We start from the raw sequence: 22,437 nt of genomic DNA on the forward strand, positions 1-22,437 counted from the left end.
CTGTGCTGGGGGCTGCGCGCTCTGTGTTGCTCCACTCGGCAACGGTAGGCCGCCATGTGGTATCAACCGGTTACAGGACACGCGTTTTGTCTGACCTGACCGGCCCATTCGGCGTACAAATCACCCCACGGCCGTAACGCAGCGTACGCGTACCCGCCCCCAAGCCCCACGAACCCCGCCCGAGATCGCTCTCCGGCCGCCTTCTCCCGCCCCTCACCCCACCCCTTTCCCCGCCCCGTAGACTGGACGACCGGTCCGGTCCTCCATGGACCGCACCCCTTACGGCCGCCCGGCCCCGCAGCGGGCCGTACGCACCGTCGCCCAGTCCACCCGCATCCTCTCCGGGAAGTCGCCACCGTGTCGCTCACGATCGGAATCGTCGGTCTGCCGAATGTCGGCAAGTCGACCATGTTCAACGCCCTGACCAAGAACGACGTGCTGGCGGCCAACTACCCGTTCGCCACCATCGAGCCCAACGTCGGCGTCGTCGGTGTCCCCGACCCCCGCCTCGCCAAGCTGGCCGAGATCTTCGACTCCCAGAAGATCCTCCCGGCCACCGTCGACTTCGTCGACATCGCCGGCATCGTCCGCGGCGCCTCCGAGGGCGAGGGCCTGGGCAACAAGTTCCTGGCGAACATCCGCGAGTCCGACGCGATCTGCCAGGTCATCCGCGCCTTCAAGGACGAGAACGTCGTCCACGTCGACGGCAAGGTCTCGCCCCGGGACGACATCGAGACCATCAACACCGAACTGATCCTCGCCGACCTCCAGACCATCGAGAAGGTCCTGCCGCGCCTCCAGAAGGAGTCGCGCATCAAGAAGGACGTCGCACCGAAGGTCAAGGCGGTCGAAGAGGCCAAGGCCATCCTGGAGAAGGGCGACACCCTCTTCTCCCAGGGCATCGTCCAGGGCTCCGAGCGCTCGGAACTCCTCCACGACCTCCACCTCCTCACCACCAAGCCCTTCCTCTACGTCTTCAACGTCGACGAGGACGAGCTGACCGACGACGACTTCAAGGCCGAACAGCGCGCCCTGGTCGCCCCCGCCGAGGCCATCTTCCTCAACGCCAAGCTGGAAGCCGACCTCGCCGAACTCGACGAGGAGGAGGCCCTCGAACTCCTCCAGTCCGTAGGCCAGGAAGAACCCGGCCTCGCCACCCTCGCCCACGTAGGCTTCAACACCCTCGGCCTCCAGACCTACCTCACCGCCGGCCCCAAGGAAACCCGCGCCTGGACCATCAAGCGCGGCGCCACGGCCCCCGAAGCGGCCGGCGTCATCCACACGGACTTCCAGAAGGGCTTCATCAAGGCCGAGGTCATCTCTTTTGAGGACTTGGTGGAGACGGGGTCGGTGGCCGAGGCGCGTGCTGCGGGGAAGGCGCGGATGGAAGGCAAGGATTATGTGATGCAGGACGGGGATGTGGTGGAGTTCCGCTTCAACGTGTAGCGGCTGACATATCACTACGTCGCTGATCTGGCAAACATGCAGGTCAGGTGGGGTCCGACTCTTCGGGGTCGGGCCCTTAGATTTTTCCCGTGCTGGGGTAGCTGACCCCTCGTCACCTGTCATCCCCCCTGCTCATCCCTACCGTGCTGGGATTGTGCCGGGATGGGATGAGGGCGCCCGTGCTGGGTGGTGGGCGATGCGGCGCCTGGTGGGAGGGGGAGCACCCTCTCGAGTGCCGGAATCAATTCCAGCTCTTGAGGGTGGGGTGACCGTCAGCATTCAGGACGCGGGATCGCATGCCTCTGGCGCGGATTACTCCTCTGCGCCTGGTGGTAACACCGTGGTATGGTCGCGGTATGGCGAAGACGAAAAAGGTCACGATCACGCTGCCGGCAGAGCTGCTGGAGAGCATGAAGGCGCACACCGACAACGTCTCCGGCTATATCACCGAGCTGGCCGAGCGGGCCGAGCGGCGCAGGCTTCTGCGGGAAGAGCTGGACCGCTATCAGGGGAATTCGGTGCGTTCACCGATGAGGAGATGGCTGAGGCCCGCGCGCTCCTGCACGGAACCGAGGGGGAAGCGGAGCGCGCGGCGTGAACATTGAGTTCCTGGTGCTTGACTCGCAAGGTTTCTCCTCGTGGATCGACCGGGACCGCAAGGTGATGCGGCTCTTGGAGCAGGCGGAGCGTGACGGGGTAGATGTCGCCATGTCGGCTGCCACGATCATCGAAGTCTCCTACGACGGCGTGGACATGGCGCGGCTGAACTGGCTGTTGTCCCGAATTCGCGTGGAGGCGGTGTCGAAGGAGAGCGCCCGCCGCAGTGCCCAGCTTCTGAAGGAGGCGAGGCTGCATGGGCATAAGTACGCGATCGACGCCATGGTCGCCGAAGTGGCGCTGCGTCTGCCGGGGCCGACGGCGGTGCTCACGTCGGATGCCGACGACATGGTCAAGCTGTGTGGGCAGCGGGTACGAGTCATCGGTCTGTGAAGATACGCGTCCGGGACTGCCGTCATTTTATGGTGCGCCCGGGCTGTCGGCCGGGCGCCGTCGTGACCTTCGATCGCCCCTTCCCCAAGGCCCCCGCTTTCCAGGCGGTCCGCCTCCTCACCGACCCGGGCTTCGTCGCGGGGTTCCGGCCGCGCGTCGTCTCCTCCTCGCTGGCCGTGCCCTGGGTCGCCGCGGGCCGACGAGCCGCCTACGTCACCGACGGAGACCTCCGCGACAGCGTGCACTTCGCCGCCGGGATCGCCCTGTGCCGTGCAGCCGGCTGCACGGTGACCGCATCCACGGCCAGCCCTTGCACACCGGCGCGGGCGGCCTCTTGGTGGCGTCCGCCCCACAGACGCACGCCGAACTGCTGGCCCTGATCAACAACCAGTAGGGCCAGGCCGGTCCACTCGGCGATGGCGGCGGCCGCGCCGTATTCGAGGTCGTCGGGGTGGGCGACGACGGCCAGGGCGCGCTGCCAGTCCTCCGGCATGGGGGACAGGGAGGGAGGGGGAGAGGGAGGGGAAGAAGGGGGTGTGCGGGAGTCGGGCATGGTGGGGCCTTCCCGTACGGCTTCGGGTGTCGGGCGCGCTGCGCGTGTCGTGTCGACTTGTGGCGTATCGACTTCTGCACGGATGGTACGGGCGTGCCGGGCGGCCGGGAACGGGCTGGGAACGGGTGTCCGAAGGCGGGCCACTTCCATGATCAGAACGCCGGTTGAGCTGGGCTTCATCACATCGAGTGAATTACTGGCCCAGGCTTGCGGTCAACAACGCGCGGTTGCCACGCTGTTGCTGACTGTCAAGCTGTTGGGAGGGGCATGTGCCTTTCGGTGAGCAGCCCGCGTACCTTCGCGTCGCCGGCGACCTGCGCCAGAAGATCGTCGAAGGTGTGCTGCCCCCGCACACCCGCCTCCCCTCCCAGGCCCGCATCCGCGAAGAGTACGGCGTCTCCGACACGGTCGCCCTGGAGGCGCGCAAGGTCCTGATGGCCGAAGGTCTGGTCGAGGGCCGCTCCGGGTCGGGGACGTACGTCCGCGAGCAGCCCGTCCCGCGCCGTATCGCCCGGGCCGGCTACCGCACCGGCGTCGGCGCCACGCCCTTCCGGCAGGAGCAGGCCGACGAGCGGGTCAAGGGGACCTGGGAGTCCAGCAGCGAGCGGGAGGAGGCCGGTCCGGTCGTCGCCTCCCGGTTGCGTATCCAGGTGGGGGACCGGGTGATGCGCACGCGTTATCTCTTCCGGGCGGAGGGTGAGCCGGCCATGCTCTCGACGTCCTGGGAGCCGCTGGACATCACGGGACGCACGCCGGTGATGCTGCCCGAGGAGGGGCCGCTGGCCGGGCGCGGGGTGGTCGAGCGGATGGCGGCCATCGACGTGATCGTGGACAACGTGGTGGAGGAGGTCGGGGCGCGCCCCGGGCTGGCGGAGGAAGCCATGGCGCTGGGCGGGGTGCCGGGCCATGCGGTGCTGGTCATCTCGCGTACGTACTTCGCGGGCGGTCGCCCTGTGGAGACCGCCGACGTCGTGACGCTCGCCGACCGCCATCGGGTGGCTTATCACTTGCCGGTGCATTGAGGGGGTGGGGGCAGGGGGGCGCGTCCTTCCCTTGTTTGTGGCGGCTGAAACCCGTTCCTGGGGGCGGTTTTCTCGGGGCCAGAGTCAAGATCGCACGTTGTGTACTGATGCGTAACCCGCCAGTAGCCACCCCCTAATTCCTGGTATGTCGGGATTTGGGCGGTCAATTGGCATGTTGGAAACCTCACACACCTTCAGCCAGGGCCACGTTTTGACCCTGCATGGGAATCCGATCTTCCAATTCGCTCTTACGATGGCGAAGTTTGTGCACGGCACGGGGGAAGATCAGGAGACCAAGCACGTTGAGCACGACGCAGACCCAGAGCGCGGAGCAGGGCTCCCACTCGAATTACCGACGGTCCCTCGGGACCATTGCCCTGACCGCCACGGGTCTTGGGTCGATCATCGGTTCCGGCTGGCTCTTCGGGGCCGAGCGGGCCGCCGCCATCGCCGGTCCGGCCGCCATCCTCGCCTGGGTCATCGGCGCGGCCGTCGCGCTCACGATCGCCCTCACCTACACCGAGCTCGGCTCGATGTTCCCCAAGGCGGGCGGCATGGTCCGCTACGGCCAGTACTCGCACGGTTCGCTCGCCGGCTACCTCGCCGCCTGGGCCAACTGGATCGCGATCGTCTCCGTCATACCCGGGGAGGCGACCGCCTCCGTCCAGTACATGAGTTCCTGGAGCTTCGGCTGGACCCAGGGGCTGTACGACGGCAAGGAGCTGACCGGCAGCGGTGTCGCGCTGGCCAGCCTCCTGCTGATCTTCTACTTCTTCCTGAACTGGTTCGCGATCTCGCTCTTCGCGAAGACCAACACCGCGATCACGGTCTTCAAGGTCGTCGTCCCGATCCTGACCGCGAGCGCCCTGATGCTGGCGCACTTCGACACCGGCAACATCAAGGACCACGGCGGCTTCACGCCGAACGGCTGGAGCGCGGTCTTCACCGCCGTCGCCGTCTCCGGCATCGTCTGGGCCTACAACGGCTTCCAGTCGCCGCTGAACATGGCCGGTGAGGCCCGTAACCCGGGCAAGTCGCTGCCCAAGGCCGTCATCTACTCGATCCTGATCGCGCTCGTCATCTACGTCGCGCTCCAGGTCGCCTTCCTGATGGCGGTCCCCGGCGGCAAGCTGGAGTCCGTCGGCGGCTGGGCCCACCTCGGCTACAACTCGCCGCTGGCCGACCTCGCCGTCGCCTGGGGCCTGAACTGGCTGGCGCTGCTGCTGTACGCGGACGCCTTCGTCTCCCCGTCCGGCACCGGCATGATCTACGCCGCGACCACCTCGCGCATGATCCAGGGTGTGCAGGAGAACGGCCACCTGCCGAAGATCTTCGGCCGGGTCGACAAGAAGACCGGTGTGCCGCGTCCGGCGCTGGTGCTGAACCTGTTCATCGCCTTCCTCTTCCTCGCGGTCTTCCGCGGCTGGGGCTCGCTCGCCGAGATCGTCTCGGTGGCCACCGTGATCTCGTACATCACCGGTCCGGTCGCGGTGATGTCGCTGCGCCGCCTCTCGCCGGACCTCAAGCGGCCGGTCAAGCTGCGCGCGATGCCGTACATCGCGCCGATCGCGATGGTCTTCGGCTCGCTCGTCCTGTACTGGGGGCGCTGGCCGCTCACCGGCAAGGTCATCCTGATCATGGCGGTCGGTCTGCCGGTCTGGGCCTGGTACGAGCTGCGCAAGCCGTGGGCCGAGCTGAAGCCGCACCTGAAGGCGGGCGCCTGGATGGTGGCGTATCTGCTGGTCATGGCATGCGTCTCGTACATGGGCGGCGAGGAGTTCGGCGGCAAGGGCTATCTGCCGCCGGGCTGGGACATCGTCGTGGTCGCCGTGATCGGCCTGCTCTTCTACATGTGGGGCGTACGCAGTTCCTGGCGCAACCCGTCGCTGATCGCGGCCGAGGCGGAGTCGCTGGCGGAGGCCGAGGCCGAGGCCGCCGAGGAGCGGGCCGCGGCCGGCGCCGAGGCCGGTGACGCGGCCGGCGCCAAGTCGTAGAAGGTCGGGGCGTAACGCCTCTGGGGGCGCGGTGCCGGTCCTCTCGGGCAGCGCGTGACACCCTCTCGCGCAGGGCGCCGTGCCTTCTCGCGCACGGAATCCGACGGGCGCCGTCGGTGGCAGGAGCCACCGGCGGCGCCCGTTCGTGTGTGCGCCCGGGGCGCTCGAAGGGCCGCCCGCGCGCCCCTCGGGCCCCGTGCGATGGCCGGTTCGGTACCTCTTTGTGCAAAGCCGTATCCGGTGCGTAAAGGTCGGGCGTAGGCTCGGGCATATGCGGAATGCGGTTTCGGCATCAGTGCAGGAGGGGCGCGCGACGGCGCGCTGGACGGCGGACGGAGGGGCGCGATGACCGACAGTGGCGCGGTGCTGCCCTGGCTCGTCATTCGCCAGGACGAGGGCGGCAACCGCTATCGCGTCGGCCGCTACGCCACGCGCGCGGAAGCGGAGCAGGTGGCCGACCGGCTCGACACCCGCAGGAACGGGCGGCTGTACGTCGTGGAGCGGGTGGGGCACGCCGCCACCTGAGGCGAAGGGGCGGCAGCGCGGGACGTAGGCTGCCGCGCATGACGGACGTGCGTGTGGTGGTGGGTGGAGCGGTGCTCGACGGGGGAAGGCTGCTGGCGGCGCGGCGCAGTGCTCCGGCCGCGCTGGCCGGCCGCTGGGAGCTGCCCGGCGGCAAGGTCGAACCCGGCGAGACGCCCGAGGAGGCGCTGGTCCGCGAGCTGCGCGAGGAGCTGGGCATCGAGGTCGAGCCGCTGGACCGGATTCCGGGGAGTGGGCGCCGCGGCCCGGTCTCGTCCTGCGGGTGTGGACGGCCCGGCTGGTGTCCGGCGAGCCCCGGCCCCTCCAGGACCACGACGATCTGCGCTGGCTGGCGCCGGGGCAGGAGGGCGAGGTCGACTGGCTGGACCAGGACCGTCCGGCGGTCGACGAGGTGATGCGCCGTCTCGGAACCGCGGAGGTGTCGGGGGCTCTGTATCCGTCCGGTGCCCCGTACGCGCCGTAACGCGCCCGACGCCCCGGATCGCGCGCGGCGCCCCGTAACGCGCCCGATGCCCCGAAACGTGCCCGGCGCCCTGTATACCCCGAAACGTGCCCAGCACCCCGTATACCCCGGAACGCGCCCGACCCCCGTAGCCCCGTACGCTCCCGGCGCGCCACCCCAGGCGGACCGGTCATCTTGTCACCTCACCGTTCCCCCGTACGGGCCGATCATCGGATCGGACGGATCCCTCGTACGGGTCTGCCGCAGTGCGGCGGCGCACCGGGGTGCCCCGCCGCACACGAGGCGCGCGCGTCGCGGCCCCGTATGCCTCAGTACGCCGTTTGTGCCACAGTGCGCCATTGAGGGCGATATTGATGCGCTGATACCGGGTATGTGCTGTTTACCCCCTCACCACGGACCATCCGGAGGGTGTTCGCATCGGGCTGGGAAGTGATCGGCGTGAGCGACAACGCAGCGGCAGGGGTTCCCGAATCCGCCTCCTACGCGCCCCGACGCGGCATGATCTCCGGCTCCCCGCTCGCCGAGTGGAGCTTTCCGGCCGAGCCGGGCTCCGCCCGTACCGCCCGTGCCGTGGTCCGCGAGACGCTGCAGGACTGGGGACTGGACCCCGTCGTCGACCTGGCCGTCCTGCTCGTCAGCGAGCTGGTGACCAACGCGCTGCGCTATGCGAGCGGGCCCATCGGCGTACGGATCGTCCTCAAGAGCGGGGGCGGGCTGCTCGTCGAGGTCTCGGACCCGGTGCCCGACCCGCCCCGGGAGCGCACCGCGACGGTCGAGGACGAGGGCGGCCGGGGACTCCAGCTGGTGGCGTGCACGTCACGGTGTTGGGGCACCCGACATGGCAGGACCGGTAAAACAGTGTGGTTCGAGCTGTCTGTGGCGGGTTAGGAGTCTGGTGGCGGCCTGATCGTTGCCGTTTCATTGACATTCTGTGGACGGCCTGCGATCGAGACTGTGCTGTGATCGTGAAGACCGTGTTCCGGACAGCCGCGGTGCTGGATACTCGGCTCGTCCGGTCCGGGCACGATGAGCTGGAGGGGACGGGGCTCGTGAGCGAGAAGTCATCTGGCGGGGCAGGACCCGCGCAGCCTGCCGGGCCGGGCGGTACGGACGGTCCGGCGCGGCCGTCGGGCCGCTCGGGGCCGGACGGCCCGGAAGGCCCGCCGATATGGCAGAGCAGCCCACCCGGCTCCATCTACGACTACATCCGGGTCGCGTCCTTCTCCCTCGGCCCCGACGGGCGCATCGACCGGTGGAGCGAGCGCGCCGCCGAGATGCTCGGCATCCCCGCCGCCGACGCGGTCGGCAAGGACCCGGTGACCGCCTTCGTCCCGCACGAGCTGCACGAACAGGCCCACCGCACGGTCTCGCAGATCCTGGACGGCCGGGAGTGGACCGGGCTGGTCCCGTACCGCCCCCGTGGCGCGGACCGGGACGGCGGGCCGGACGCCGGGGAGGACGGACTCGCGGAGATCTACGTGATGCCGTCCGAGACGGCGGACGGCGAGCGGGCCGCGGTCTGTCTCGTGGTCGACGTCCGCGCGCTGCGTGGCATCGAGACCGACCTCGCGGCCTCTCAAGCCGTTTTCGGCCAATCTCCGACGGGCTTCCTGCTCTTCGGCACGGATCTGCGGATCCGCCGCGTCAACGAGCGTTTCGCGACCGTCTTCGGCGGCCCCGCGGCCAAGTATCGCGGCGGCGGGCCGCACGACTTCCTGCCCCGCTCCGAGGCCGAGCGGCTGCAGGCGGCGCTGCGGCGGGTGCTGGAGACGGGTGAGCCGGTCGGCGAGATGCAGCTCGTCGGTACGGTCCCCGCGCCCGCCTCCGCCGCCATTCCCGCCCCCACTGCTCCCGAGCCCTCCGCCCCCTCCGGCACGGCATACCCCTCCGCGCCCGCCGGTACGGGCTACCCCTCCGGCCCGGCCGGTGAGGCCGACCGGCGCCGCTGGTCGGTCTCCCTGTACCGCCTGCACGGCGCCAGCGGCCGCCCCATCGGGGTCGCCGCGCTGGCCGCCGATGTGACGGGCCGCCGCCGGGCCGAACGGGAAGCCGCGAGCGCCCGCCGCAACCTGGCGCTGCTCAACGAGGCGGGCGCCCGTATCGGCAACTCCCTCGACCTGGAGACCACCGCCCGCACGCTGCTCGACGTGGCCGTGCCGCAGTTCTGCGACCTGGCCTCCGTGGACCTCTACCAGGGCCTGCTGGCCGGTGACGAGGCGCCGCCGGGGATGGCCGACGGCAGCGCCGAGCTGCGCCGGGTCGCCTTCTCCAGCGCCGTCTCGGACGCGCCGCTGGCCACCATGGCCTGCGACGTGCCCGAGGGCGAGGCCGGGCCGGTCGCGGTCGGCGCCGTCCACCGCTACCCGTTCAACTCCCCGTGCGCCGGCGCGCTGCGTACGGCGCAGGCGCAGATCATCCCGGGCCGGGAGAACGAGGACCGGGCCGAGCTGGGCGCCGTGGTGCACTCGACGCTCGCCGTGCCGATGGTCGCCCGTGACACGGTGGTCGGGCTGGTGCAGTTCTCCCGGACGAAGGGCAGCGAGCCGTTCGGCGAGCGGGACACCGCCCTCGCGGTCGACCTGGCCGCGCGCGCCGCGGTCTGCATCGACAACGCCCGCCTGTACCGCAGGGAGCACGAACGCGCCCTGATCCTCCAGCGCAGCCTGCTGCCCCCGGGCGACCCCGAGGCGGCCGGCCTGGACATCGCCTGCCGCTATCTGCCGGGCACCACCGCCACCGAGGTCGGCGGCGACTGGTTCGACGTCATCGAGCTGCCCGGCCACCGCACCGCGCTCGTCGTCGGCGACGTGATGGGGCGGGGGCTGCGCGCCGCCGTGGCCATGGGCGAACTGCGGACGGCCGTACGGACCCTGGCGCTGCTCGACATGGAACCGGCCGAGGTGCTCTCCGCGCTCGACGAGATCGCGCGCGGGCTCGGGGCGACCGGCGGCGGCGCCCGTACGGCATCACGCGCCTCGCGCAGCCGTTCCGCGCCCCCTCCGGCGCGCAGGCGGGCTCCACGGCGGAGGCCTCGCGCTGCGGCTCCGGCACCGCCGATCTCTCCGAGGTCTACCTCGCCACCTGCGTCTACGCCGTCTACGACCCGGTCACCCGGCGCTGCACCTTCGCCAACGCCGGGCACCTGCCGCCCGTCATGGTCGAGGAGGGCGAGGACGCGCTGCTGCTGGACGTGCCGCCCGGCATGCCGCTGGGCGTCGGCGGCGAGCCGTTCGAGGAGACGGAGGTCGAGCTGCCGGACGGCGCGCTGCTCGCCCTCTACACGGACGGCCTGGTCGAATCCCGTGACCACCCGCTGGACGAGGGGCTGCGCGCCTTCCAGACGGCCCTGTCGGAGGCCGGGCGCCCGCTGGAGGACGTCTGCGACCACGTGCTGAACGCGCTGGACACCCGGCACGGCGAGGACGACATCGCGCTGCTGATGGCCCGCGTGCACGGCCTGCCCAAGGACTCCGTCGGTGACTGGAACCTGGCCCCCGAGGCCCGCTCGGTCTCCCGCGCCCGCGAGCTGGCCCGTGACCAGCTCACGGACTGGGGCCTGGAGGCCCTGGTCGACACCACCGAACTGCTCGTCAGCGAACTGGTCACCAACGCGCTGCGGCACGGGCACGGCGAGATCCGGCTGCGGCTGCTGCTGGACCGGACCCTGGTGTGCGAGGTGTGGGACGCGGACCTGGCCCAGCCCCGCCGCCGGAGGGCCCGCGACACCGACGAGGGCGGCCGCGGCCTCCAGCTCGTCGGGCTCCTCAGCGCCGGCTGGGGCAGCCGCCGGACCCCGCGCGGCAAGACCGTCTGGTTCGAACTGCCGCTCCCGGACGGGGACACCGCCCTGCCCGATCCGGCGGATGCGCTGCTGAGTCTGTTCTGAGCCGGGGCGGGGCGGGGTCGCCCCGCCCCCTCCGGCTCTCACCGCGGTCGCTGTGCCCCGCCACCGGACGGCTCCCGTAGCGGGCTCCGGCTTCCGAGTCCTACGCGGTCGCCGCCCCTCAGCTCACTCCTTCCGCCGCCGGATCTTGTTCCCCAGCCACACCAGCGGGTCGTACTTGCGGTCGGCCGCGCGTTCCTTCAGGGGGATCAGGGCGTTGTCGGTGATGCGGATGTGCTCGGGGCAGACCTCGGTGCAGCATTTGGTGATGTTGCAGTGGCCGAGGCCGTGGTTCTCCTGGGCGGTGCGTTTGCGGTCGAGGCCGGTTTCGGGGGCGGCGTCCAGCGGGTGCATGTCGAGTTCCGCGATGCGCATGAGGAAGCGGGGGCCGGCGAAGGCGGCCTTGTTCTCCTCGTGGTCGCGGACGACGTGGCAGGTGTCCTGGCACAGGAAGCACTCGATGCACTTGCGGAACTCCTGGGAGCGGCCGACGTCCTCCTGCCGCATGCGGTACTCGCCCGGCGCCAGGTCCGGCGGCGGGACGAAGCCGGGGATCTCGCGGGCCTTGGTGTAGTTGAAGGAGACGTCCGTGACCAGGTCGCGGACGACCGGGAAGGCCCGCATCGGGGTGACGGTGACCGTCTCGTCGCGCTCGAAGACGGACATCCGGGTCATGCACATCAGGCGCGGCCGGCCGTTGATCTCCGCGCTGCACGAGCCGCACTTGCCCGCCTTGCAGTTCCAGCGCACCGCTAGGTCGGGGGCCTGGGTGGCCTGAAGGCGGTGGATGATGTCGAGGACGACCTCGCCGTCGTTGACCTCGACACGGAAGTCCGCCAGGCCGCCGCCGTCCGCGTCGCCCCGCCAGATCCTGAAGTGCGCCTTGTAGGCGTCGGACTGCGCGCTCACCGGTTCGTCTCCTCGTCGTCCGCCGCTCCGGTGGCGGGTACCGCCGGGCCGGTGTCCGCCGCCAGTTCGTCGTCCGTCAGGTACTTCGCCAGTTCGTCCCGTTCGAAGAGGGCCAGCAGGTCGGGCCGGACCGGCGGGTTCTCCCGGCGGGTCAGGCGGATCTGGCCGACGGCCGGGTCCCGCGGCGGGAGGTCGGCGCCGTCCTCGGCCAGTTCGCAGACCAGGTTGATGCGGCGCCAGCGCCGGTCCATCTCGGGGTAGTCGTCGCGGGTGTGCCCGCCGCGGGACTCCCTGCGTTCCAGCGCGGCACGGGCCACACACTCGCTGACCAGCAGCATGTTGCGCAGGTCGATGGCCAGGTGCCAGCCGGGGTTGTACTGCCGGTGGCCCTCGACACCGGCCCGGCGGGCCCGGGTGCGCAGGTCGGCGAGGCGTGCCAGGGCCTCCTCCATCTCGCCCTGCCGGCGGATGATGCCGACCAGGTCGTTCATCGTCTGCTGGAGCTCCTGGTGGAGGGTGTACGGGTTCTCGGCGGGGCGGCCGGTGTGGTGCGCGTCGGGCCCCTCGGCGCTGAACGGGCGCAGCGCCTCCGCCTCCGCGGCGTCGAGCTGGAGCGGGTCGGCGGCGGGCCGTGCGGAGCGGGCGCGCGCGTACTCGGCCGCGTACAGGCCCGCGCGGCGGCCGAAGACCAGCAGGTCGGAGAGGGAGTTGCCGCCGAGCCGGTTGGAGCCGTGCATCCCGCCGGCCACCTCGCCGGCGGCGAAGAGTCCGGGGACGCCGGCGGCCGCCGCGGTGTCCGGGTCGACGTCCACGCCGCCCATCACGTAGTGGCAGGTCGGCCCGACCTCCATCGCCTCGGCGGTGATGTCCACGTCCGCCAGCTCCTTGAACTGGTGGTGCATGGAGGGCAGCCGCCGCCGGATGACCTCGGCGGGCATCCGGGTGGAGACGTCGAGGAAGACCCCGCCGTGCGGTGAGCCGCGGCCCGCCTTGACCTCGGCGTTGATGGCGCGCGCGACCTCGTCGCGGGGCAGCAGCTCGGGCGGGCGGCGGTTGTGGTCCGGGTCCTCGTACCAGCGGTCGCCCTCGTCCTCGGACTGGGCGTACTTCTCCTTGAAGACGTCCGGGACGTAGTCGAACATGAAGCGCTTGCCGTCGCTGTTGCGCAGCACCCCGCCGTCGCCGCGGACGGACTCGGTGACGAGGATGCCCTTGACGGACGGCGGCCAGACCATGCCGGTCGGGTGGAACTGGACGAACTCCATGTTGATCAGCGGCGCCCCGGCGAGCAGCGCGAGCGCGTGCCCGTCGCCGGTGTACTCCCAGGAGTTGGACGTGACCTTGAAGGACTTGCCGATCCCGCCGGTCGCCAGGACCACCGAAGGGGCCTGGAGGACGAAGAAGCGGCCGGACTCGCGTTCGTAGCAAAACGTGCCGGCCACCCGGCCCTCGTCCTTGAGGACACGGGTGACGGTGCACTCCTGGAACACCTTCAACCGGGCCTCGTACGAGCCGAATTCGCGTTCGTCCTGCTGCTGGAGGGAGACGATCTTCTGCTGGAGGGTGCGGATCAGCTCCAGGCCCGTACGGTCGCCGACGTGCGCCAGGCGCGGGTACTCGTGGCCGCCGAAGTTGCGCTGCGAGATCCGGCCGTCCGGGGTGCGGTCGAAGAGCGCGCCCCAGGTCTCCAGCTCCCAGACCCGCTGCGGCGCCTCCCGGGCGTGCAGCTCGGCCATCCGCCAGTGGTTGAGGAACTTGCCGCCGCGCATGGTGTCGCGGAAGTGCACCTGCCAGTTGTCGCCCTCGTTGACGTTGCCCATGCTGGCCGCGATGCCGCCCTCGGCCATGACCGTGTGGGCCTTGCCGAACAGTGACTTGCAGATCACCGCCGTACGCATGCCCTGCTCACGGGCCTCGATGGCGGCGCGCAGCCCGGCGCCGCCCGCGCCCACCACGACCACGTCCCACTCCTGCCGGTCGATCTGCGTCATCACAAGGCACCCTTCCTAGAAGAAACGCGGGTCGTCGAAGGCCCCGGTGGCGAGGAGGAAGACGTAGAAGTCGGCGGCGGCCACGCTGATCAGCGAGGCCCAGGCGAGCGCCGCGTGCCGGGCGTTGAGCTTGCCGACCCAGCCCCACAGGCGGTAGCGCACCGGGTGTTTGGAGAAGTGCCGCAGCCGGCCGCCGACGATGTGCCGGCAGGAGTGGCAGGAGAGGGTGTACGCCCAGATCAGGGCGATGTTGACGAGGAAGACGAGGGTGCCGAGGCCCATGTGGCCCCACGCGTAGTCCGCGTTGCGGAAGGTGAGCACGGTGTCGTAGGTGAGGATGCCCGCGACGACCACCGCGAAGTAGAAGAAGTAGCGGTGGATGTTCTGCAGGATCAGCGGGAAGCGGGTCTCACCGGTGTATTTCTTGTGCGGTTCGGCGACCGCGCAGGCCGGGGCGAGGCCCAGAAACCGCGGTAGTACGCCTTGCGGTAGTAGTAGCAGGTCAGCCGGAAGCCCAGCGGGAAGATCAGGATCAGCAGGGCGGGGGACAGGCCCCACCAGCTGCCGAAGACGTCCCAGTTGGGGCCGCCGCGCATCGGGTGGCAGTTCTCCGCCAGGCACGGCGAGTAGAACGGCGAGACGTACGGCGCGGCGTAGTAGTCCGCGTTCGCGAACGCCCGCCATGTCGAGTACACGACGAAGGCGAACAGGCCCGCCGCGGTCGTGGCCGGGTACAGCCACCAGCGGTCGGTGCGCAGGTGGCGGGCGGGTATCGCGGCACGCGAGGGCGCGTGGACGCCGGTGCCGGGCGGACCGGCCGTGCCCTTCGCGCCGCTTGCCTCGGTATGCGGTTGGGGTTCGGTGCCAGTGGCCAACGTCGGTCTCCGTGGACGGCTGTCTGGGGGTGGGACGGGTGGCGCTCAGCGGTGGTGCGGGGGTACGGGGGCGCGCGGTACGGGGCGCGGCCGTACGGAGGTGCGGTTATGGTGCCCGGCGGTCGCGCGCGCCGAGGCCCTCGTCCTCCGCGTCGGCCCACAGGGCGGCGTCGTACGGCGCGTCCGGGATGGTCACCATCTCGGGGGCGGGCACGGGCGGGCGGCCGGAGCGCGCGCCCACGGTGTACGCGGGCCGCCCGCCGGGCGCGTCCGTACTGCCGTCCCGCAGCAGTTGCAGGCTCTCGCGCAGATGGTCCGTGTCGCTGCGTACGCGCCGGATGTCCAGGCCGCCGCCGACCTGTTTCTCCAGTCGTCCGACCGACCGTTCCAGGTCGTCCAGACTGCGCTGAGCTGCCGTCAGATCGTCCTGCAAGGACATGACTTGCCTCACCTCCGCGGGTGTGGTCGGCGCGCCCTCGCCCCTCGCCCGGACCCGTCCGGGCGCGGCGGCGTGCGCCTGCGAGTGTCGCGCGTCACAGTCGCGATTGGGAAGGGATCTGCCGTGATTGCGGAACCGGACCGGCGTGTTTCGGCACGTGTGCGCCGTCGGTCCGCGCCGGAGGGCGTGCTTTCGTACGGCGGCGTGTACGCCCGCGGGCGCGGGGCCCCGTACGCCCTCCCGTTCCGTTCGCGGACGGGGCCGCGGACGGAACCGCGCAGCCTGCCGTACGGGCCGCCGCGCGCCCGGGGGCGGGAACGGCCGGGAGCGGAAACGGTTGGGCCGGGCGGGTGGCCTTCACGGCGGCCGCCGACGTGTCGCCCGCCCCGGTGGCGGCCGGTCCCCTTCAGTGGTGGAGCCATAGATGTGATGAGCCGCAAAGTCGGCCGAACGTGATCCGTGGTCCCGCGGCCCGCCGCGGCGGCGGCGCGGCGCGGGCGAGCCCCGGAGGTAACCGTGATGACCCACCCCGTCAGCTCAGGCGGCGCGGCCTGCCGCAGGCGCCGCTGCGCCGCGCTCCTCGCTGCCGGAGTGCTGCTGCCGCTGCCGGTCCTGACCGGCTGCGGTGGAGGCGACGACGCCGAGCAGGCCGGCCCCGGTGCCCAGGACATCTCCGTCACCCCGCGCGACAAGGTGCGCCAGGGCGGCACCCTGCGCTGGGCGGTGGACGCCGTGCCCGGCACGTTGAACGCCTTCCAGGCGCGCGCGGACGCGGCCACGCGGCGTGTCACCGACGCCGTACTGCCCCGGCTGTTCACCCTGGACGAGCGGGGCCGCCCGCAGCGCAACCCGGATTACCTGGACGCCGCCGACGTCACCGACCGCGAGCCCCGCCAGACGGTCGTCTACAAGATCAACCCGAAGGCGCGGTGGAGCGACGGGCGAACCGTCGGACCGGAGGACTTCACCGCGCAGTGGAAGGCGCTGAACGGCAAGGACAACGCCTACTGGAGCGCGCGCAACGCCGGGTACGACCGCATCGAGAAGGTCGAACAGGGCGACGCCGCGCGCGAGGTCAAGGTCACCTTCGCCAAGCCGTACGCCGACTGGAAGTCACTGTTCACTCCGCTGTACCCGAAGAGCGTGACGGGCGACGCGCGCGCCTTCAACGACGGCGCGCGCGAACAGCTCAAGGAGGTCGCCGGGCCGTTCACCTTGGGGAGCGGGACAGCGAGGCCGGCATGCTCACCCTCGCGCGGAACCCGAAGTGGTGGGGCGCCCGGCCCAAGCTGGACACGATCGTGCTGACCGCGCTGCCGCGCGAGCGGCGGGCCGCGGCGCTGGCGGCGGGCAAGGTCGATCTGGCCGAGGTGGACCCGGCGGACGCCCGGGCGATCATCGCGGCGCGCAAGCCCCCGGCGTCGCGGCCGGCGAGCCCCGGTTCGACCGGCGGCAGCCCGTCCGGCCCCGGATCGCCGGAAGCCGGTTCACCGAGCGCCGGAGCGCCGGACGGCACATCGGAGGCCGGGCGCGTCGAGGACGCCGACGCCGGGCGCTCGCCGGCCCCGGGCGGCGACGACACCCCGCCGCGCAGAGCGTCCGCCGCCGAGCATGACGCCTTGCGCCGCTACACCGTCCGCAAGGCCCTGGAACCCGCCTACACGCAGCTCGCCCTCAACGGGAGCACCGGCCCGCTCAACGACGACCGGGTGCGCCGCGCGGTGGCCCGCGCCGTCGACCGGCAGAAGCTGGCCGACTCCGTACTCAAGCCCCTCGGCCTGCCGAACCAGCCGCTGGGCAGTCATCTGCTCATGGCGGGCCAGCCCGGTTACGCGGACCACAGCGGCGCCCTGGGCGGGCCGGACACCACGGCCGCACGGGCGATGCTGGCGGACGCGGGCTGGCGGGCGCCGGGCGGCGCCTCGGCGCAGCCGCGGAACCCGGAGCAGAAGCCGGAGAAGAAGGTGGACGCCGACCGGGGCGGCTCCGACGACGGCAAGGCAGGCGACCGGGAACTGGCGGCCACCGTACCGGTGACGCCGCTGTCCGCGGTCGGCGTGCGGTCCGCCGACCTCCAGCGGTCCACGCTGCTGCGGCAGAGCGCCGGCCTCTACAAGGACGTGGCGGCGGACCGGCGTACGGCGGCCCGGGGGACACCACCGTCGCGGCGTACGCGGACTACCGGCGCTTCGAGATGCTGGCGGCGGGCGCGCTGAGCGCCGCCGAGATGATCGAGGTGGCCCCGGCGCCCGGCGGCCGGGGCCCCGGCGGGAACGGGTCGCACCGGGTCAGGGCGGCCGACGGCAAGCCGGTCGAGGGCGGCCTGGCCGCTCCGGTGGACGCCTTCCGGGCCGACCCCGCGGCCCACGGCCCGGTCCCGGCCCTCAAGAAGGACGGCAAACCGCTCGTCCTGCGCTTCGTGCTCCCCGACGGCCCGGGCTCCGAACGGCTGCGCACGGTGGCCGACCGGATCTCCGGCATGCTGGCCCGCATCGGGGTGCAGACCGCCGTGCAGAAGGTGCCGGACAAGAGCTATTTCGAGGACCACATCGCGGCCGGCGACTTCGACCTGGCGCTCTACACCTGGCCCGGCTCCGCCTACCCGGCCACCGACGGCCGCCCGATCTACGCCAAGCCGCAGCCCGCGGCCGACGGCAGCCTCACCGTCGAGCAGAACTACACCCGGGTCGGCACCGACCACATCGACCAGCTCTTCGACCAGGCGGCCGCCGAGCTGGACGAGGACGCCTCCCGTGAGCTGGTCGACCGCGCCGACGCGCGGATCTGGGCGGCGGCCGGGTCCGTACCGCTCTACCAGCGGCCCGAGGTCGTCGCGGCGAAGGAGGGCCTGGTCAACGCGGGCGCCTTCGGCTTCGCGACGCCGCGCTTCCAGGACATCGGTTACAAGAAGTGAGGGACCGGGCGTAGCGGACGACCGGTCCGGCCGCCGGACCGGTCGTCCGCTACGCCCGGTCCCGGTCGCCGGGCCGGTCGCCGAACCGGTTACGGACAGGTTGCGTCCGGCCGAAGCAGGCGTGGCCCCCGGCGCACAGCGCCTGTTCGAATACGTATCTCCGCAGGTCAGAGGCGGTTCATCGGCCCAGGGGCGGCCGAAGCCGCGGCAGCCCCGTACCATGGGGTGAGGCCGTGGCGTCTTCATGCCCGGCAGGCACACGTACCGGACCGTACGTGCCGCCATCCACGATCCGGGAGAAGCGCCGCAGTATGCCCACGCGCCACGACATTCGTAACGTCGCCATCGTCGCCCACGTCGACCACGGCAAGACGACCCTCGTCGACGCCATGCTCAAGCAGGCCGGCTCCTTCGCCGCGCACGCTGCCGAGTCCCTCGACGACCGCATGATGGACTCGAACGACCTGGAGCGTGAGAAGGGCATCACGATCCTGGCCAAGAACACGGCGGTGAAGTACCACCCCAAGGATGGCGGCGACGTCATCACCATCAACATCATCGACACCCCCGGTCACGCCGACTTCGGTGGCGAGGTCGAGCGCGGCCTGTCGATGGTGGACGCGGTGGTGCTGCTGGTGGACGCCTCCGAGGGCCCGCTGCCGCAGACCCGCTTCGTGCTGCGCAAGGCGCTGGACGCGAAGATGCCGGTCATCCTGTGCATCAACAAGACCGACCGCCCGGACTCCCGGATCGCCGAGGTCATCGACGAGACCTACGACCTGTTCCTGGACCTGGACGCGGACGAGGACCAGATCGAGTTCCCGATCGTCTACGCCTGCGCCCGTGACGGTGTCGCCTCGCTGACCAAGCCGGAGGACGGCACGGTCCCGCAGGACAGCACCAACCTGGAGCCCTTCTTCAGCACGCTGCTGGACACCGTCCCGGCCCCCCAGTACGACGAGTCGGCGCCGCTGCAGGCCCACGTCACCAACCTCGACGCGGACAACTTCCTCGGCCGTATCGCGCTGCTCCGCGTGGAGCAGGGCGAGCTGCGCAAGGGCCAGACCGTCGCGTGGATGAAGCGCGACGGGTCGGTCCAGAGCGTGCGCATCACCGAGCTGATGATGACCGAGGCGCTCACCCGCAAGCCCGCCGAGGTGGCCGGCCCCGGTGACATCTGCGCCGTCGCCGGTATCCCCGACATCATGATCGGCGAGACGCTGGCCGACCCGGAGAACCCGGTCGCGCTGCCGCTGATCACGGTCGACGAGCCCGCCATCTCGATGACCATCGGCACCAACACCTCGCCGCTGGTCGGCCGTGGCGGCACCGGCAAGGGCGCGGACGCCAAGGCCGCGACCAAGGACCGCAAGGTCACCGCCCGCCAGGTCAAGGACCGTCTGGACCGCGAGCTGATCGGTAACGTCTCGCTGCGCGTGCTGGACACCGAGCGTCCCGACGCCTGGGAGGTGCAGGGCCGCGGTGAGCTGGCGCTGGCCATCCTGGTCGAGCAGATGCGCCGTGAGGGCTTCGAGATGACCATCGGCAAGCCGCAGGTGGTCACCAAGGAGGTCGACGGCAAGACCTACGAGCCCGTCGAGCGCATGACGATCGACGTGCCCGAGGAGCACATGGGCGCCGTCACCCAGCTGATGGGTGTCCGCAAGGGCCGGATGGACAACATGTCCAACCACGGCTCGGGCTGGGTCCGCATGGAGTTCGTGGTGCCGTCCCGCGGTCTGATCGGCTTCCGTACGGAGTTCCTGACCAACACCCGCGGCACCGGTATCGCGCACTCCATCCACGAGGGCCACGAGCCCTGGTTCGGCACGCTGACGACCCGTAACAACGGTTCGCTGGTCGCCGACCGCGCCGGCGCGGTCACCGCCTTCGCGATGACCAACCTCCAGGAGCGCGGCGTGCTCTTCACCGAGCCGGGCACCGAGGTGTACGAGGGCATGATCGTCGGTGAGAACTCGCGCTCCGACGACATGGACGTGAACATCACCAAGGAGAAGAAGCTCACCAACATGCGCTCCTCCTCCGCCGACTCCTTCGAGGCGATCGTGCCGCCGCGCAAGCTCTCCCTGGAGCAGTCGCTGGAGTTCTGCCGCGACGACGAGTGCGTCGAGGTGACCCCGGAGGCGGTCCGTATCCGCAAGGTCGTCCTGGACCAGAAGGAGCGCGGCCGCACCGCTTCGCGCGCGAAGCGGTAATACGCACCGTGACGCCGGGCGGCCACGCTGGGTGATGCCCCGCGGCCGCCCGGCGATTACGCTCCGCGAGCGCCCCATCGGATTTCTGTTCCGGTGGGGCGCTTTCCGTTTACCGGTACGCCGGGCCGGCTACCGCATTAATGATCACCGTGTCAACGGGATTCTGGTTGCGATCGGGCCATGGCAGGTCCGAATTGCGGACGAAGATCAGCATGTGCGGTGCCGGCGGTCCGTTTCGTTACCGTCTGGATGGTTTGGTTTGTCCGGATTCCGAACTCCAGGAAAACGGATGTGACCAAACCGAGACCCCTTACGCGTGGTTTATGGGGCGAACGTGACTGAGACTGGGGTGCATTGAGCTCGGGTCAATGGGTCACGCGCTGTGGGGAGCGCCGACTCACGAGCAGCAGGAGCTGGTCGCTGGCTGTCAGGGGTGTCAGCTGCGGGCAGCTCCTTTCCATGAAGTGAATGGACTCATGAGGAGGCAGTCCCATGCGCGGTGCCAAGAGCGCCACCTGGGTCGCAGGTGCGATAGCCGTGGCCCTGACCGCCACGGCGTGCGGCGGCGGCAGCAGTAGTGGCAACAACGCGGCCGTTGACCCCAACGGCACGTACACCTACTACAGCACCGAGCCGCAGCACGAGCTGATCCCGACCAACAGCAACGAGGTCGGCGGCGGTTACATCATCAAGAACCTCTTCCGGGGTCTCGTCGACTTCGACGCCAAGGGCAAGCTGCGTTACCAGAACGCCGAGAGCGTCGAGTCCACGGACAACCAGCACTTCACGGTGAAGCTGAAGAAGGGCTGGAAGTTCCACAACGGCGAGCCGGTGACGGCCTCCTCCTTCGTGGACGCCTGGAACTGGGGCGCCAATGCCAAGAACGCCCAGCTGAACTCCTCCTGGTTCGAGCCCATCAAGGGTTACGAGGAGATCCACCCGAAGGAGGGCGACCCGGAGACCGACAAGATGTCGGGCCTGAAGGTCGTCAACGACAACGAGTTCACCATCGAGCTGTCGAAGCCCGTCTCCACCTTCAAGGAGCGGCTGTTCTACGACGCCTTCTTCCCGCTGCCCAAGGCGTTCTTCAAGGACACCAAGGCGTTCGGTGAGCACCCCGTCGGCAACGGTCCGTACCAGCAGGACGGGAACTGGGAGCACAAGGTCCAGTTCAAGACGAAGAAGTTCGCCGACTACAAGGGCGTGGACAAGCCCAAGAACGGCGGCGTGATCTTCAAGTTCTACAACACGGACGACAGCGCCTACAACGACCTGGTCTCCGACAAGGTCGACATCATGTACAAGGTCCCGAACTCGGCGACCAGCAAGTTCAAGGCGGACCTCGGTGAGCGCGCGGTCAACGAGCCGTACGGCGGCCAGACCACCATCGCCTTCCCCATGTACGACAAGGAGTGGGGCAAGCCCGAGAAGGCCAAGGTCCGCCAGGGCCTCTCCATGGCCATCGACCGCGACACCATCGTCAAGACCGTCCTCAAGGACGCCTACGACGCGGCCGACGGCTGGGTTCCCACGGTCGTCGAGGGTTACCAGAAGGACGCCTGCGGCGAGTTCTGCAAGTTCAACCCGACCAAGGCCAAGCAGCTGATCAAGGAAGGCGGTGGCGTCCCCGGCAACAAGATGACCATCACCTTCAACAATGACGGCGGCCACCGGGACTGGGCCGAGGCGGTCTGCAACGACATCAAGCAGAACACCGGCGTGAACTGCGCCGCCCAGCCGCGCCCGACCTTCCAGCAGGTCCGTAACGAGATCACCGGCAAGAAGATGGACAGCGCCTTCCGTATGGCGTGGGTCCAGGACTTCCCGAACATCTCCAACTTCATCTCCGAGCAGTACCGCACCGGTGCCGGCGCGAACGACATGGGCTTCTCCGACCCCGCGCTGGACAAGCTGATGGACCAGGCCAACGCTGCCAAGACCATCGAGGAGTCCAACAAGCTCTACCTCCAGGCCGAGAAGAAGCTGACGGAGACGATGCCCTCCATCCCGCTGTTCTTCGACCACACCCTCGGTGGGTACTCGAAAAACGTGCAGAACGTGAAGTTCGACACCTACCGCCAGGCGATCTGGACCGACGTCGAGGTCAAGCAGAAGTAACCGGGACGCTGCATGTGACGCAGGCCCAGTAGCCGCCCGTCCCCTCACCCCCGGGGCGTGGCGGCCACTGGGCCCGTCAGC

At 70.4% G+C, this 22,437-nt stretch carries 13 protein-coding genes and 5 pseudogenes; 14 read left to right on the forward strand and 4 right to left on the reverse strand.

The features are described 5' to 3' along the window. The first annotated feature begins 357 nt into the window (after positions 1–357). The 11 genes and pseudogenes from ychF to ACEXOX_RS30825 all read left to right on the forward strand — a co-directional run. Positions 358–1,446 (forward strand): redox-regulated ATPase YchF, encoded by a 1,089-nt coding sequence (gene ychF, locus ACEXOX_RS30775; RefSeq protein WP_406524330.1) that lies wholly within the window; start codon positions 358–360, stop codon positions 1,444–1,446. Positions 1,447–1,802: 356 nt separating this feature from the next. Then, on the forward strand, positions 1,803–2,051 hold the full coding sequence (locus ACEXOX_RS30780) for a hypothetical protein (protein ID WP_406524331.1): 249 nt from the start codon (positions 1,803–1,805) through the stop codon (positions 2,049–2,051). Next, the gene (locus ACEXOX_RS30785; protein WP_406524332.1) at positions 2,041–2,436 is read left to right on the forward strand and encodes a PIN domain-containing protein; all 396 of its coding nucleotides are present in this window, start codon (positions 2,041–2,043) and stop codon (positions 2,434–2,436) included. The genes ACEXOX_RS30780 and ACEXOX_RS30785 overlap by 11 nt, the downstream gene beginning before the upstream one ends. A 29-nt stretch (positions 2,437–2,465) precedes the next feature. Then, complete coding sequence (locus ACEXOX_RS30790) at positions 2,466–2,816, forward strand: inositol monophosphatase family protein (RefSeq protein ID WP_406524333.1); 351 nt, start codon at positions 2,466–2,468, stop codon at positions 2,814–2,816. A 442-nt stretch (positions 2,817–3,258) separates the two neighbouring features. Beyond that, positions 3,259–4,011, forward strand: coding sequence for a GntR family transcriptional regulator (locus ACEXOX_RS30795; RefSeq protein ID WP_030020234.1), 753 nt, complete (start codon positions 3,259–3,261; stop codon positions 4,009–4,011). 302 nt (positions 4,012–4,313) lie between these two features. Further along, positions 4,314–6,005, forward strand: a complete 1,692-nt coding sequence (locus ACEXOX_RS30800; RefSeq protein ID WP_406524334.1) for an APC family permease — start codon at positions 4,314–4,316, stop codon at positions 6,003–6,005. Positions 6,006–6,350: 345 nt separating this feature from the next. Then, positions 6,351–6,530: an SPOR domain-containing protein gene (locus ACEXOX_RS30805; protein ID WP_030020236.1), complete on the forward strand. Its 180-nt coding sequence runs from the start codon at positions 6,351–6,353 to the stop codon at positions 6,528–6,530. A gap of 38 nt (positions 6,531–6,568) precedes the next feature. After that, positions 6,569–7,011 (forward strand): annotated as a pseudogene (locus ACEXOX_RS30810) ((deoxy)nucleoside triphosphate pyrophosphohydrolase). Between the two features lie 498 nt (positions 7,012–7,509). After that, positions 7,510–7,899 (forward strand): ATP-binding protein, encoded by a 390-nt coding sequence (locus ACEXOX_RS30815; RefSeq protein ID WP_406526519.1) that lies wholly within the window; start codon positions 7,510–7,512, stop codon positions 7,897–7,899. 161 nt (positions 7,900–8,060) lie between these two features. Next, positions 8,061–8,756, forward strand: a pseudogene (locus ACEXOX_RS30820) (PAS domain-containing protein); the annotation flags it as partial. A 180-nt stretch (positions 8,757–8,936) separates the two neighbouring features. After that, a pseudogene (locus tag ACEXOX_RS30825) lies at positions 8,937–10,897 on the forward strand (SpoIIE family protein phosphatase); the annotation flags it as partial. A 123-nt stretch (positions 10,898–11,020) separates the two neighbouring features. Here the strand turns inward: ACEXOX_RS30825 and ACEXOX_RS30830 are convergent. The 4 genes and pseudogenes from ACEXOX_RS30830 to ACEXOX_RS30845 form a co-directional block, all read right to left on the reverse strand. Further along, positions 11,021–11,803, reverse strand: coding sequence for a succinate dehydrogenase/fumarate reductase iron-sulfur subunit (locus ACEXOX_RS30830; RefSeq protein WP_406524335.1), 783 nt, complete (start codon positions 11,801–11,803; stop codon positions 11,021–11,023). Beyond that, complete coding sequence (locus ACEXOX_RS30835; protein ID WP_406524336.1) at positions 11,800–13,794, reverse strand: fumarate reductase/succinate dehydrogenase flavoprotein subunit; 1,995 nt, start codon at positions 13,792–13,794, stop codon at positions 11,800–11,802. The genes ACEXOX_RS30830 and ACEXOX_RS30835 overlap by 4 nt, the downstream gene beginning before the upstream one ends. Positions 13,795–13,809: 15 nt before the next feature. Further along, positions 13,810–14,669: pseudogene (locus ACEXOX_RS30840) on the reverse strand (hypothetical protein). A 106-nt stretch (positions 14,670–14,775) separates the two neighbouring features. Then, the gene (locus tag ACEXOX_RS30845; RefSeq protein WP_406524337.1) at positions 14,776–15,108 is read right to left on the reverse strand and encodes a hypothetical protein; all 333 of its coding nucleotides are present in this window, start codon (positions 15,106–15,108) and stop codon (positions 14,776–14,778) included. 519 nt (positions 15,109–15,627) lie between these two features. On the opposite strand from ACEXOX_RS30845, the pseudogene ACEXOX_RS30850 reads away from it, so the two are divergent. The 3 genes and pseudogenes from ACEXOX_RS30850 to ACEXOX_RS30860 all read left to right on the forward strand — a co-directional run bounded on the left by ACEXOX_RS30850 (position 15,628) and on the right by ACEXOX_RS30860 (position 22,356). Beyond that, positions 15,628–18,022: pseudogene (locus ACEXOX_RS30850) on the forward strand (ABC transporter substrate-binding protein). 311 nt (positions 18,023–18,333) lie between these two features. After that, positions 18,334–20,238 (forward strand): translational GTPase TypA, encoded by a 1,905-nt coding sequence (typA, locus tag ACEXOX_RS30855; RefSeq protein WP_406524338.1) that lies wholly within the window; start codon positions 18,334–18,336, stop codon positions 20,236–20,238. Between the two features lie 492 nt (positions 20,239–20,730). After that, positions 20,731–22,356 carry an ABC transporter substrate-binding protein gene (locus ACEXOX_RS30860; RefSeq protein WP_406524339.1) on the forward strand — a complete coding sequence of 542 codons (1,626 nt, stop codon included), beginning with the start codon at positions 20,731–20,733 and terminating at the stop codon, positions 22,354–22,356. Positions 22,357–22,437: the final 81 nt, after the last annotated feature.

The organism is Streptomyces sp. Ac-502, assembly GCF_045222935.1.
GTDB classification, from domain to species: domain Bacteria; phylum Actinomycetota; class Actinomycetes; order Streptomycetales; family Streptomycetaceae; genus Streptomyces; species Streptomyces monomycini.